Source organism: Confluentibacter lentus, assembly GCF_002806995.1.
GTDB lineage: Bacteria > Bacteroidota > Bacteroidia > Flavobacteriales > Flavobacteriaceae > Confluentibacter > Confluentibacter lentus.
The window spans coordinates 96,907-109,652 of record NZ_NIHE01000003.1; the positions used below are offsets into that span (position 1 = coordinate 96,907).

Here is a 12,746-nt window from a genome sequence, read left to right on the forward strand (position 1 = left end):
TTAAGGTTTTCATTAAATGAATTAATGTATATGTTTACTTCTTACTTATTAATTTTACATTTGCATGCGCTTCACGTGACTGCTTTTATGATGTAGTAAAATTACTGTGGAAGAGCTTCAAGATTTATGATTAATGTCATACTTTGTTGAAACACAGTATTTTTAAACTATTCATATTTTTTGTAGGTTTATATAAAGAAAGTAAGAGCGAATACGTTTTCGTAATATTGAGTAATGATTTTTTTGATGCTTTTTTTGTTAGTTTTGATTTTTTAATAATGTTCAAACGTTTAAATTTTGATAAATTCGTAACAAAAGTGTCTAAAAACTAAGGTTTATAAAAAATAATTAAAATGAAATTAGATATACTTGCTATTGGCTCGCATCCCGATGATGTTGAGTTAGGTTGTGGTGCTACCATAGCCAAAGAGATAGCCAACGGTAAAAAAGTGGGTATTATAGATTTAACCCGTGGCGAATTAGGAACTAGGGGTAGTGCAGAGATTAGAGATGAAGAAGCCACCAATGCCGCAAACATACTTGGGGCTAGTGTGAGGGAAAATATGGAATTTGCCGATGGTTTTTTTGTGAATGATAAAAAGCACCAAATGGCACTTATAAAAATGATTCGCAAATACCAACCGGAAATGGTGATTTGCAATGCCGTTGACGACCGACACATCGACCATGCCAAAGGCAGTAAGTTGGTGAGCGATGCGTGTTTTTTAAGCGGATTGATTAAAATTGAAACTTTTTTAGAAGGAAGTGACAAGCCACAAGAAGCATGGCGACCTAAACACGTTTACCATTATATTCAATGGAAAAACTTGCAGCCCGATGTGGTTGTTGATATTACGGGGTTTATAGATACGAAGTTGAAAGCGGTTTTTGCTTATAAAACACAGTTTCATGATAGCACTAATAATGAGCCGGAAACACCAATTTCGAGTAAGAATTTTGCAGACAGTATTTCGTATAGAGCGCGCGATTTAGGGCGGCTGGTAGGGGTAGAGTATGGTGAAGGGTTTACGGTAGAGCGTTATGTAGCCGTGGATAGTTTGTTTAATTTGAAGTAGTTAGTTTTTAGCTTAGTCAATTTAAAAATTCTTCATTAAAATATTATGAAAAGGCTTTGTAGAAAAACAGAAATCAGTTACATTTGCACTCGCATTTAAGATGCGTGCTACATGGTGGTTGTAGCTCAGTTGGTTAGAGCATTGGTTTGTGGTACCAAGGGTCGCCGGTTCGAGCCCGGTCTTCCACCCAAAAAGCAAAAGCCTTTCAAGAAATTGAAAGGCTTTTTTTGTATGAAATACAAAATCTAAAAGTATCATAGTTCCTTTATAAGTCTAATGTCTACTTCTCTCTCTACGTACTTCCATTCTTCTGTTTTACGCAATGAATAAACAAGTTCTTCAAATGCCTCTGAGTTTGAAGGAGCATATTCAAAAAAAGTTATGAAATCGAAGGGTTCACCAATATCCCGGCAATGATATAATTTACGTGCAATGGCAGGCAAATATTTAAGTCCTGTTTTTGTATGGTTTGATTGTGCTTCAAATATCTTTCTTCTTTCGTCTTGGGCAAGATTCCACCAGATTTCAGATTTTTTTATAGGTATTAGAGCGGCATTAGTTGCTTCTGGTCTGCCAAGATCAGCCTGTATTGAAATTAGTCTTTCTTTTTCTTCTTTTTCCGTATATCGAATATTACTTATTAAGCCTTTAAGAGACCATACCCCTTCACTAGATTTTACTGTAGAACTTTTTATTATTTTTAGGTAGGGAACTTGTTTAAGTGTTTCTCCAACTAAGGACTCCATTTTTAATATTTTCCACTGTCCGTGATTGCCTCCAATAAAATCAAAAATATTATCTGTCATATTTATAAGCTTCTGTCTTTTTAATCCAACTTAATCCGCTCATCCCTATTAGCTATTTCCCAAGCGGTATAAAAAATCAATTGGGCACGTTTTGCTAGTAAATCGTATTCAATTTTATCAGGAGTGTCCGTTGGTTTATGGTAATCGGCATGGGTTCCGTTAAAATAAAAAATGACAGGAATATTGTTTTTTGCAAAATTGTAATGATCCGATCGGTAATAAAAACGGTTAGGGTCGTTATCATCATTATAGGTATAATCAAACTCAATATTCACATATTTTTGGTTTACCGCTTCTGATAGGTCGTGGAGTTCAGTACTTAATTTGTTAGAACCTATTAAATAAAGGTAATTAGGATTGCCTTCATGTTTGGCATCTATTCGGCCTATCATATCTATATTTAAATTGGCGACTGTATTTGCTAATGGAAATATAGGATTGACATCGGCATAATATTGCGAGCCAAAAAGTCCTAATTCTTCTCCTGTAACATGTAAAAATAAAATGCTTCGTTTTGGTCTAAAGCCTTTATCGGCTGCTGATTTAAATGCTTTTGCAATTTCTAAAATCGCTACTGTTCCAGAACCATCGTCATCGGCACCATTATATATCTCTCCTTTTTTAATGCCTTCATGGTCTAAATGCGCAGAAATGATAAGCACTTCATCAGGTTTTTCAGATCCTTTTATGTAAGCAAGTACATTTTCGGATGCTTTTGCTTTTCCTTCAAAAAAGGCTTCAGGAATTTCTTGAAAATAATCCCCATCGGCAATTGGAGAAGGAATCCCTTCGTTTACATAATGGTCTTTAATGAAATTGACGGCTTTTTTTTGACCAGGTTCTCCTGTTCTTCTGCCTTCAAATTCGTCGGAAGCATAGGTGTATAACATGGTTTTTAATTCTTCGGCAGTAATGGTGTTAGCAAAATCGGTAACAGTCAGGACTGATTTATTTGATTTTGAACTAACGCTTTGGGAGCTACCACAATTACAAACCATAATCGTGATGCTGAATAGCAATACTAATTTTTTCATCTGAATTTTTTATAAAAAGTAAGTGCCGTAAATATAAGTAATAATTTAATTTAATAGAAGTTGATTTTTGGTATCCACTACTAATCGATTGGGTTGATTGGCTAATTGCCATGCGGTTGCAAAAATAAGTCGCGTACGATTTTGCAATAATAGATAATCTATTTTTTCGGGCGTATCGGTAGTTTTATGGTAATCGGCGTGTTCTCCATTAAAATAAAAAATAACAGGAATACCGTGTAAGGCAAAATTATAATGGTCTGATCTGGAATAATAATGATTTTCATCATTTTCAGCATTAAATCTGTAATCTAAATCGATATTAAAATACGTGTTATTTACTTTTTCAGAAAGGTAGTGTAGCTCTTTGCTAAGTCTGTCTGAGCCTATCAAATAGATATAATTTTTATCTTCTTTATGAATGTTGTCAACCCGACCAATCATATCAATATTAAGATTGGCAATGGTATTTTCCAAAGGAAAAATAGGATTTTGTGTATAATACAAAGACCCTTGTGTGCCAATTTCTTCGGCAGTAAGATGCAAAAACAAGATACTTCGTTTAGGACCATGGCCGTCTTTTTTTGCTTGTTGAAAGGCTTGTGCAATTTCCATAATAGCAGTCGTTCCAGAGCCATTATCATCGGCGCCGTTGAATATCTCACCAGTGTTTTCAATACCTAGATGGTCTAAATGCGCGGAGATAATGATCAATTCATTGGGTTTTTCTGAGCCTTCAATATAGGCCAAAACATTTTCTGAAGCTTTAATGTTATTAGAGAAAAAAGATTCTGGAATGGTTTGATAATATATGGAGTCTCCAAAAGGCGATGCTATTTCTTCTTTGATATAATAATCTTTAAGAAATTGAGTCGCTAATTTTTGTCCTTTTTCACCGGTTTTTCGCCCTTCAAACGTATCTGAAGAAATTATGTAGAGTGCCTTGCTTAGCTCTTTTGCTGTAATGGTATTAGAATACTTAACAACCAAAGTACTATCAACAATAGTAATGCTATCCTTAAGATTCTGGATTTTTGTGGTGTATTTTGTAGTGGCACAAGTGCCTACTAATGCGAATGCTGAGAGAATGCAAAATGTTTTCATGTGGTTTTGAGGGGTTTTCACATGTAACTCGCCAGTAATCAATTTTTTAGGGGCATAAAAAATGCTTAATATGCTAGTTTCATTAAAATTATGGGCAAATATATAAAAAATATGTAATAAAACTACTACTATTCAATATTTATATCTTCCAAATCCAATCCTTCAAGTTCTTCAAGAGCTTCTTGTTTGGATTCTTCTTCTTTTATAATTAAATCTTCCGTATTGGCGACTTCAACAGTTGTAAATACAGCTTTGTATATGGTTATTGAAAGTGATATAATGGTTAACAAAAAAGTAAATTGGATAATTTTTTTCACATAACCAGTTTTTTTAGATAAATAGAAGGCGATTAAGCCAAATACAAGTGCTGCTGCTGCGGGAAATATAGCCAAATTAGAAAGCGGCAATACTGATAAAATTGTGGCAAATATGGCTGCTATAAGACCTAAAATTATAAATAATTGTTTCATCTGTTTAAATCTATTATTTTTAGTTGTCAGATAAAAAATGTGTTTAGTTTTTTAAACCTGCAACAGATTTTATTTTTAGTTCCCCATTACCAACAGGAATTTTAAATTTTCCATACACAGGAATTTTATTTCCATCCGCCGTTAGCCATAAAAAGTTACTATTAGTGCCTTTAAGCACATCTGGTTGGTTAGAGCCAATTGCCAATTTGTAGCATTCTTTTTTACCAATGGCCGTATTAATGGTTTCTTTTCCCAAGTAGGTAAATTGGCCTTTCATTTCTTCCCAATCAAAAAGGATGGTAAAGAATTTTTTTGTCCCCACAGGCATATTTTTAAAATCTATCAATCTTAAACTGTAAATAGTAGATACAATATCTTTAGTGCCCGAGTGTATTGTAAGATTTCTATTTTCATCGGGTTTGTTTTTTTTGCTTTGTACAGATTTAACCTTGTTGGTTTTTGGGTCGAATGTGTACTTCATGGCTTTATTATAGCTTCCCTCATTAACATCCCTATTATGTATATAGGGCGTTAAATTAGCAGGGTTCACATAACTTTCGTATAAATCCCTAATTTTAAAAAAAGTGTCCCATTTGCTGTAGGTAGCAGCGGTGCATTTTAATCTTAATAAGGTTGCTTTAGATGTTTTGGCTTCACTGGTTTCCATAGTAACTTCAGCAATGTTATTAAGCACACCAGACATGTTATATGAAGCAGTAAATACAAGCTTTTCTGCCTTTCCAATGGCAGTATTTTGGGCATTTATTGGAATAGTTAGAAAAAAAACAAGAAGGAATACGATACGCATCATATAAAAATAAAGATTTGGGTTGCTTTTTTAAGCAAGCATTTATCGTGCCGAAATTACAAACCTTTATGTTATTATACTAATTTTTTTTACTGGTTATAAGAGGCTTTTCCTAACTGACATATGTCATAGTTTTATTTAATATCCTAATATACATTTACATATAATCCATTATTTTTTTGAGATGAAAACAATACTGCTTCCTACAGATTTTTCTAAAAATTCCATTAATGCCATTCAGTATGCTATGGATATGTTTCAAAATACAGATTGTGATTTCTATTTATTAAATGTACAAAAGGCATCATCTTTTATTTCAGACGATATTATGGTTATGTCGTCTTCAACAACCATTTATGAAACATTAATCTCGGCTGCAAAAAAGTCGATTGATAATATTATTTTAAAAATTAAGGCTAAGCATAGTAATGATAAACATCATTTTCACTCTATTGTAGATTATGACAATTTAATTGATTCCATTAATCAAGTATCCAAGATTCATCATGTGGATTTGATAATTATGGGAACCAAAGGGGCTTCGGGATTGGAAAAAGTTATTTTTGGCAGCAATACGGTGCACGTGATGCAACGGTGTCATATACCAGTCTTGGCTATTCCCAATAATTGTAAATTTAACGGACTGCATAAAGTACTGTTTACTACCAATCATTTAGAATTATATAGCATTGAAGAATTAAAATGGCTGAAATATTTTAACTCGCTCTATAATTCTGAATTAGACATCTTGCACATTAAAGATGAGAAGCATTCAACCTATGAGGTTTTTAGTAATGAAGTTATTTTTAAAACCCATTTTACCGAAGCAATCCATAAATACATCACTATAAATAGCAAGGATATATTTGAAATTATTAATAAATACATTATAGAAAACCAAATAGATATGTTTGCTATGTTGACTACAAAACATTCATTTTTAGACCGTTTATTTGCTATACATCCTGTAGAAACTTTTGGTTTCAAAATACATATCCCTTTTTTGGTTATCAATAAGAATGAACTTATTCCTTAAATTTATAAAAATGAAACCTATTTTAATAGGACTGGTGTTTGTTTTACTGTTTGTTAATTGTGACAAGCACAAGCCAAAAAATAATATAATAAAAACAGATGTTACTAACACGAAAGAGCATCCAGGCAAAAAGCTGATGGAAGTACATTGCTACTCATGCCATCATCCCACAGCTGATGAAGATAATAGACTTGCGCCGCCAATGATAGCGATTAAAATGCGTTATGTTAATGACTCTACGACCAAAAAAGAGTTTATTGCTGATATGCAAAATTGGATAAAAAATCCAGTTGAAAGTAATGTCAAAATGTATGGTGCTGTAAAACGTTTTGGCATCATGGGAAATTTACCTTATCCAGAACGCGTTATTGAACAAATAGCGGATTATATGTTTGATAATGATATTGAACAACCCGAATGGTTTCAAGATCATTTTAATCAGAATAAAGGAAACATGCGTCAAAACTAACTAAATAATAATTAATTAATTAATTAATGAGTCGTTTTCTAGACATAATAAATCAAGATAAACCCGTTTTGGTGGATTTTTTTGCTGAATGGTGCGGCCCCTGCAAACTCATGGCTCCCATATTAAAGGAAGTCAAAGATAGCTTGGGCGAAACGGTTTCCGTTATAAAAATAGATGTGGATAAAAACCAATTATTAGCTTCTCAGTATCAAGTAAGGGGCGTGCCAACACTCATTCTCTTTAAAAACGGTAAACAACTTTGGAGACAATCAGGTGTCGTTCAAAAAAAAGATTTAATTAGCTTGATAGAGCGTAATAAGTAATAAAAGTTACCTATAATTAATCTGCTGTGTTGTATTTTTGGGAAACTAAAAATCACGACATGGAAGACATGCTCTTTTATGATAGAATGCAGTTCGCATTTACCATTACATTCCATTATTTATTTCCGCAATTAACCATGGGATTATCTTTGATGATAGTCTATTTTAAATGGAAATTCTTAAGAACCCATACCGAAGCATACAACCAAGCCGCAAAATTTTGGATGAAGATTTTCGCCCTCAATTTTGCGATGGGAGTTGTTACCGGAATTCCTATGGAATTTCAATTTGGCACCAATTGGGCAAAATTTTCAGAGCTTACAGGTGGTATTATTGGTCAGACTCTAGCCATGGAAGGTATGTTTTCCTTCTTTTTGGAATCTTCATTTTTAGGGCTGTTTATTTTCGGAGAAAAATTATTAGGGCACAAGCTTCATTTTGTCACGGGATTTTTAGTGTTTTTAGGCTCTTGGGCAAGCGGCTTTTTAATCATTGCAACACATTCTTGGATGCAACATCCCGTTGGCTACGAGATTTTGGAAAACGGAAAATTTGTGCTGAATAATTTCGGAGCACTGTTCACTAACGAGTGGTTATGGCCATCCTATTTACACAATCAGGCGGCATCATTAGTAACGGCATCTTTTGTGGTTGCAGCTATTGGGGCGTTTTATATTTTAAATAATAAACACCACGAATTTGGAAAACTGTTTGTGAAAACGGGTGTTGTTTTCGGATTAATATCCAGCATCATCGTGGCATTTCCAACGGGTGATTGGGCAGCAAAAAACGTAGTGAAACATCAACCTGTCACGTTTGCGGCTATGGAAGGTCTTTTTGAAACGGTTGATGGGGGTTCTGAAATCGTACTTATTGGGCAACCGAATATGATAGATAAAACACTCGATAACAAAATTGCAGTTCCTAATATTTTAAGTTTTTTAACCTATCAGAAATGGGATGCCGAAATTAAAGGTTTGAATGAATTTGATGAAAGTGTGTATCCGACAAATATTCCAGGCTTGTATTATGCTTATCACATCATGGTTGGTTTAGGTACTATTTTTATTGGTTTAATGCTGGTTGCTGTGGTTCAATTATTCAGAAAAAAGCTTTATAAAACCAAATGGATTTTATGGTCGTTATTGTTTATGCTGCCATTTCCATACATCGCCAATACCACGGGTTGGTACACGGCAGAATTGGGAAGGCAACCGTGGTTGGTTTATAATTTATTAAGAACTTCAGAAGGTGCTTCTCCAACAGTATCTGCGGGGAATACATTGTTTACGTTGCTAGGATTTATTGGACTTTACCTATTATTAGGACTCTTATTTTTAATGCTTGTTGGGAAAATAATCAATAAAGGACCGGAACTTATAAAACATTAATTATGGAATTATTTTGGTATATCGTATTAATGACCATGTTAGCGGTGTATGTCATTTTGGATGGCTACGATTTTGGAGCAGGTATCATCCATTTGTTTTTTGCTAAAACCGAAAAGGATAAAAAAGCGATAACAAACGCCATCGGACCTTTTTGGGATGCCAACGAAGTTTGGTTAATTGCCGCAGGCGGTGTCTTGTTTTTTGCGTTTCCAACATTGTATGCATCGTCGTTTAGTGGATTTTATTTGCCTCTGATTATGATTTTATGGTTGCTAATTTTTAGGGCCATTGGTTTGGAGTTACGTGGTCAAGTGCATAATAAGATGTGGGAAATTGTTTGGGATAAAGCTTTTGGGTTGGCAAGTTTGTTGTTGGCTTTATTCTTCGGAATTGCTTTAGGAAATGTGGTAAGAGGGGTTAATTTGGGCATGGTTACTAATGGCGTTTCAGCTCACGAACCGCATTATTTCTTTTTACCACTTTGGAATCCCACTTTTAGTCCCCAAGCCGAACATTTAGGAATCATCGATTGGTTTACGCTTATGCTTGGCGTTATCGGCGTTGTATCATTAACGATTCATGGAGCCAATTGGATTATTTTTAAAACCAACTCAGATTTAAACCGCAAACTTAAAAATGTCATATTCAAATTAAATATCGCATTACTAGCGCTTATAATTTTGTCATTATTGGTTTGGCATCTTATAAAACCACAACCGTTTTTTAATTTTTTACAATATCCTTGGCTATGGGTATTTGCAATCATTTTTTTTATAGGTCATTTAGGATTGTTCAAAATCAAATCTTTTAAAAAGGATGGTACTGGATTTTTATTTTCTTCCATGTTTTTATTTGGTGGATTAGCGTCTACCGTGGCTTCCATTTTTCCAAAACTACTGCCTTCAACAAACTCAACAAATCCAGATTTAACCATCTATAATATGGCTGCCCATGAATATGGCCTATCCGTTGGAATCTATTGGTTTGTTGTCGCTATTATTTTAGTGCTGGTTTATTTTACCATTCAGTATAAAGTATTTAAGGGTAAAATGGATGATGTAGGTTATGGCGAACATTAATTAACTACTTGTTGCTTATGCAACAAAAGTTACATTCTATGGACAACAATAGCTTACTTTTATTCCATAAGATACATATCAAGAATTAAAGGATTATAATAGTTAGTGGCTCTCTTAAGCTATTGACATCATGAAATATCATTCCTGAGTGACTTTTTTTGATTGTGTGGTTTTAAGGTTTGTTGATGATTAAAAGCACTCTTAATGGGTGCTTTTTTCTTTGCTAATATCAGTTACAGCCATATTTATAAGGTTTTAAAGAGATTTTGTATTGATTTCCAAGATGATATATATCATGGTTTATCATGGGGGTTTAAACTATTTTTATAAATACTAAATCAGAAATAATGTCAAAAATTGTTGTTCTAGGCGCTGCTATTTCGGGGCATGTAGTGGCATCCCACTTACGTAGAAAGCTATCAAAGGAACATGAGGTTCTGGTGGTTGATTCCAGAATAAAATTATAAAACCATGACACAAAGAATATCAACATACCAACGATTTAAAATGATGAACCCCATCATTCAGTTTTTCAGATTTATTTATTTAAGTCTTAAAGTTTTAATTATTGTTGCTGGGGGACATGGAGGCACTAGAAAAGTAAATCATGACTCTTATTGAATAATGTTTTAAGAAAAAAGCATCCATAAAGGATGCTTTTTTCTTGGGTAACAAAAGTTACGGACTAGACTTTTTACCTAACCTACTTTTGTACTGTAAAATTTAAAAATAATAAATATTTACATATGAAAAGATTATACAGTTTAACGGTTGGTTTTCTAAGCTTGGCATCACTGCTTCATGCTCAGGAAATCATTCAAATTTCAAAAGCGGATGTTTTAAACAGAGTTGTTGAAGAGAACCAAACCATAAAAATATCCCAAGAAGATTTTAATGTTGCAAAAGGGGATTACAGGCAAACCAATGCTATTTTTTTGCCAAATATTAGCGTATCGCACACTGGTATTTCGACTACCAATCCGTTAATGGCATTTGGTTCTAAATTAAATCAAGGGATATTGACGCCTGCCGATTTTGATCCTACTTTATTAAACAATCCAAATCAAACCCAAAATTTTGCAACCCTCATCGAAGTAAAGCAACCCTTAATTAATGTAGACGGATTTTTGCAACGTAAAGCAGCCAAAACTAAAATGGAGGCTATGACGCTCCAAACCGAACGAACTACCGATTATTTGGTTTTTGAAGTCGATAAAGCCTATATGCAACTCCAGTTGGCTTATAGAATGGTAGAGGTCATGGAAAAAGCCCTTGAAGCAGCCGAATCCAACAAAAAATTGGCAGATAATAGTTTTAAGCAAGGCTATTTACAGCGTGCCGATGTACTTGCCGTAGAGGTTAGGGTTACAGAAATAAAAAATCAATTGCAATCGGCAAAAAGTAATGTGGCGAACGCCTCCAATTATTTGTCTTTTTTAATGAATGATAACAACAATGTCATTTACAAACCATTAGATAGTTTGGCTATTAATGATTCTTATTCAGAAATGCCTTCACAAATTTCAACAGAGCGGTCGGATATTAAAGCCATGCAGTTAGCTTCAAATGCCTATGAAAATATGCACAAAGCAGATAAGATGACTTTTTTACCAACCCTAAATGCCTTTGGAAGTTATGAACTTTATGATGATACGGTATTTCAAGGTGGTGCTAATGGGTATGTGGTAGGGGCGCAGTTAAGTTGGACGGTTTTAGATGGTACCAAACGTTTTGGAAAAGCCCAAAAAAGTAGAGCTGAGTATGAAAAATCGAAACTCCAATACGAGCAATACGTATCACAGAGTCAGTTAGAACTCAACAAAGCTAAACGCATGTTCATAGATGCCGAAAATAAATTGCAGCTTTCAAAACTAGCTATGGAGCAATCCCAAGAATCATTGAGGATACGAATCAATCGTTTTGAAGAAGGCTTAGAGAAAACATCCGATTTGTTAATGACAGAAACCCAATTCGCACAAAAACAATTAGAATATTATCAAACCATTTTTGAATACAATTATGCACAAGCATACTTACAATTTTTAACCAAAGCATAAAAACACATGAAGACTATATATACAACAACTTTATTGGCATTAGCCATTTTAGCAACAAGTTGTGGAAGCGACGAGAAAAAATTAGTAGCAGACACAACTGCTATTTCTGTAAAAGTGAGCTCCATAAATGAAAGTAATAATAATCCTTTCTTAACTGCTAGTGGCACCATTGAAGCCGTTAACAGTGCCAATTTAAGTACGCGCATGATGGGATATGTTACTAATATCCCCGTAAACGTAGGAGATAAAGTAAAAAAGGGACAATTGTTAGTTGCTATTAATAATTCCGATTTACAAGCAAGACGCTCACAGGTAAATGCTGGCATCATGGAAGCTACAGCTGCTTTTACAAATACTGAAAAAGATTATAACAGATTCAAAAACCTATTTGCAGATGCGAGTGCTTCCCAAAAAGAATTGGATGACATCACCGCAAATTATAACATGGCAAAAGCCAGATTGGAAGGTGCCAAACAAATGAAAAACGAGGTGGATGCCCAATTTACCTATGTTAATATTCGTGCCCCTTTTGATGGAGTTATTACGGGTAAATTTATTAAGAATGGTGATATGGCCAACCCTGGGATGCCTTTAGTTGCTATGGAAATGCCAGCAGGTTTTGAAGTGACGGCGAGTATTCCAGAGAGTGACATTTCTAAAATAACATTAGGTACAGCTACAACTGTTTTAGTTAAATCCTTAAATAAAGAGGTAAAGGGAAAAGTAACTGAGGTGAGTAGTTCTGCAAAGAATACAGGCGGACAGTATATGGTAAAAGTAGCTTTAGATAAAACGGAGGTGCCTATTTTATCAGGCATGTTTGTCACCGTTCAATTTCCTGTGGAAACTCAAGAAAAAACGGATATGGTTTTAGTACCCCAAGAAGCCATTGTAACTAACGGTCAATTATCTGGGGTGTACACGGTAAGTGAAAGTAATACGGCGTTATTGCGTTGGTTACGTTTAGGAAGAACGTTTGGAAACCAAGTGGAAGTGTTATCGGGTTTATCATCTAATGAAACCTTTATTATTTCGGCTGATGGTAAGTTGTATAATGGGGTAAAAGTAAGTATTCAATAAAATTAATGCGTTAAGG

The 12,746-nt window shown here is 34.2% G+C and carries 14 protein-coding genes and 1 tRNA gene; 10 read left to right on the forward strand and 5 right to left on the reverse strand.

The annotated features are described in order from the left end of the window. Window positions 1-353: 353 nt before the first annotated feature. Window positions 354-1,076 carry a bacillithiol biosynthesis deacetylase BshB1 gene (gene bshB1, locus CDH50_RS07335; RefSeq protein WP_100611373.1) on the forward strand — a complete coding sequence of 241 codons (723 nt, stop codon included), beginning with the start codon at window positions 354-356 and terminating at the stop codon, window positions 1,074-1,076. Between the two features lie 113 nt (window positions 1,077-1,189). Then, a tRNA-His gene (locus CDH50_RS07340) sits at window positions 1,190-1,265 on the forward strand. 65 nt (window positions 1,266-1,330) lie between these two features. Here the strand turns inward: CDH50_RS07340 and CDH50_RS07345 are convergent. From CDH50_RS07345 to CDH50_RS07365, 5 genes are all read right to left on the reverse strand, one after another. Beyond that, the gene (locus CDH50_RS07345) at window positions 1,331-1,882 is read right to left on the reverse strand and encodes a chlorite dismutase family protein (protein ID WP_100611374.1); all 552 of its coding nucleotides are present in this window, start codon (window positions 1,880-1,882) and stop codon (window positions 1,331-1,333) included. A gap of 20 nt (window positions 1,883-1,902) precedes the next feature. Further along, window positions 1,903-2,916 carry a M28 family metallopeptidase gene (locus CDH50_RS07350; protein ID WP_100611375.1) on the reverse strand — a complete coding sequence of 338 codons (1,014 nt, stop codon included), beginning with the start codon at window positions 2,914-2,916 and terminating at the stop codon, window positions 1,903-1,905. A 45-nt stretch (window positions 2,917-2,961) separates the two neighbouring features. Beyond that, entirely contained in the window at window positions 2,962-4,017 is a 1,056-nt protein-coding gene (locus tag CDH50_RS07355) for a M28 family peptidase (protein WP_100611694.1), read from the reverse strand. Window positions 4,018-4,145: 128 nt separating this feature from the next. Beyond that, window positions 4,146-4,487 carry an FUSC family protein gene (locus CDH50_RS07360; protein WP_100611376.1) on the reverse strand — a complete coding sequence of 114 codons (342 nt, stop codon included), beginning with the start codon at window positions 4,485-4,487 and terminating at the stop codon, window positions 4,146-4,148. 43 nt (window positions 4,488-4,530) lie between these two features. Further along, window positions 4,531-5,298, reverse strand: a complete 768-nt coding sequence (locus CDH50_RS07365) for a DUF3108 domain-containing protein (protein WP_100611377.1) — start codon at window positions 5,296-5,298, stop codon at window positions 4,531-4,533. A 181-nt stretch (window positions 5,299-5,479) separates the two neighbouring features. Here CDH50_RS07365 and CDH50_RS07370 point away from each other — a divergent pair, with 181 nt between their 5' ends. The 8 genes from CDH50_RS07370 to CDH50_RS07400 all read left to right on the forward strand — a co-directional run bounded on the left by CDH50_RS07370 (window position 5,480) and on the right by CDH50_RS07400 (window position 12,730). After that, complete coding sequence (locus CDH50_RS07370) at window positions 5,480-6,331, forward strand: universal stress protein (RefSeq protein WP_100611378.1); 852 nt, start codon at window positions 5,480-5,482, stop codon at window positions 6,329-6,331. 10 nt (window positions 6,332-6,341) lie between these two features. After that, window positions 6,342-6,800 (forward strand): cytochrome c family protein, encoded by a 459-nt coding sequence (locus CDH50_RS07375; protein WP_157804948.1) that lies wholly within the window; start codon window positions 6,342-6,344, stop codon window positions 6,798-6,800. A gap of 26 nt (window positions 6,801-6,826) precedes the next feature. Beyond that, the gene (gene trxA, locus CDH50_RS07380; protein WP_100611380.1) at window positions 6,827-7,123 is read left to right on the forward strand and encodes a thioredoxin; all 297 of its coding nucleotides are present in this window, start codon (window positions 6,827-6,829) and stop codon (window positions 7,121-7,123) included. Window positions 7,124-7,182: 59 nt separating this feature from the next. Next, complete coding sequence (locus tag CDH50_RS07385) at window positions 7,183-8,514, forward strand: cytochrome ubiquinol oxidase subunit I (RefSeq protein WP_100611381.1); 1,332 nt, start codon at window positions 7,183-7,185, stop codon at window positions 8,512-8,514. Between the two features lie 2 nt (window positions 8,515-8,516). Further along, window positions 8,517-9,593, forward strand: a complete 1,077-nt coding sequence (gene cydB, locus CDH50_RS07390; protein WP_100611382.1) for a cytochrome d ubiquinol oxidase subunit II — start codon at window positions 8,517-8,519, stop codon at window positions 9,591-9,593. 471 nt (window positions 9,594-10,064) lie between these two features. Then, the gene (locus CDH50_RS15180) at window positions 10,065-10,214 is read left to right on the forward strand and encodes a hypothetical protein (protein ID WP_198513451.1); all 150 of its coding nucleotides are present in this window, start codon (window positions 10,065-10,067) and stop codon (window positions 10,212-10,214) included. A gap of 125 nt (window positions 10,215-10,339) precedes the next feature. After that, entirely contained in the window at window positions 10,340-11,650 is a 1,311-nt protein-coding gene (locus CDH50_RS07395) for a TolC family protein (protein WP_100611383.1), read from the forward strand. 6 nt (window positions 11,651-11,656) lie between these two features. Continuing rightward, entirely contained in the window at window positions 11,657-12,730 is a 1,074-nt protein-coding gene (locus CDH50_RS07400) for an efflux RND transporter periplasmic adaptor subunit (RefSeq protein WP_100611384.1), read from the forward strand. The last annotated feature ends 16 nt before the right edge of the window (window positions 12,731-12,746 follow it).

What these genes read in the sequence shown, in the direction of transcription:
- bshB1 (WP_100611373.1), top strand. Translation starts at nt 354, where the DNA reads ATGAAATTAGATATACTTGCTATTGGCTCGCATCCCGATGATGTTGAG.
- CDH50_RS07345 (WP_100611374.1), bottom strand. Translation starts at nt 1,882, where the DNA reads ATGACAGATAATATTTTTGATTTTATTGGAGGCAATCACGGACAGTGG.
- CDH50_RS07350 (WP_100611375.1), bottom strand. Translation starts at nt 2,916, where the DNA reads ATGAAAAAATTAGTATTGCTATTCAGCATCACGATTATGGTTTGTAAT.
- CDH50_RS07355 (WP_100611694.1), bottom strand. Translation starts at nt 4,017, where the DNA reads ATGAAAACATTTTGCATTCTCTCAGCATTCGCATTAGTAGGCACTTGT.
- CDH50_RS07360 (WP_100611376.1), bottom strand. Translation starts at nt 4,487, where the DNA reads ATGAAACAATTATTTATAATTTTAGGTCTTATAGCAGCCATATTTGCC.
- CDH50_RS07365 (WP_100611377.1), bottom strand. Translation starts at nt 5,298, where the DNA reads ATGATGCGTATCGTATTCCTTCTTGTTTTTTTTCTAACTATTCCAATA.
- CDH50_RS07370 (WP_100611378.1), top strand. Translation starts at nt 5,480, where the DNA reads ATGAAAACAATACTGCTTCCTACAGATTTTTCTAAAAATTCCATTAAT.
- CDH50_RS07375 (WP_157804948.1), top strand. Translation starts at nt 6,342, where the DNA reads ATGAAACCTATTTTAATAGGACTGGTGTTTGTTTTACTGTTTGTTAAT.
- trxA (WP_100611380.1), top strand. Translation starts at nt 6,827, where the DNA reads ATGAGTCGTTTTCTAGACATAATAAATCAAGATAAACCCGTTTTGGTG.
- CDH50_RS07385 (WP_100611381.1), top strand. Translation starts at nt 7,183, where the DNA reads ATGGAAGACATGCTCTTTTATGATAGAATGCAGTTCGCATTTACCATT.
- cydB (WP_100611382.1), top strand. Translation starts at nt 8,517, where the DNA reads ATGGAATTATTTTGGTATATCGTATTAATGACCATGTTAGCGGTGTAT.
- CDH50_RS15180 (WP_198513451.1), top strand. Translation starts at nt 10,065, where the DNA reads ATGACACAAAGAATATCAACATACCAACGATTTAAAATGATGAACCCC.
- CDH50_RS07395 (WP_100611383.1), top strand. Translation starts at nt 10,340, where the DNA reads ATGAAAAGATTATACAGTTTAACGGTTGGTTTTCTAAGCTTGGCATCA.
- CDH50_RS07400 (WP_100611384.1), top strand. Translation starts at nt 11,657, where the DNA reads ATGAAGACTATATATACAACAACTTTATTGGCATTAGCCATTTTAGCA.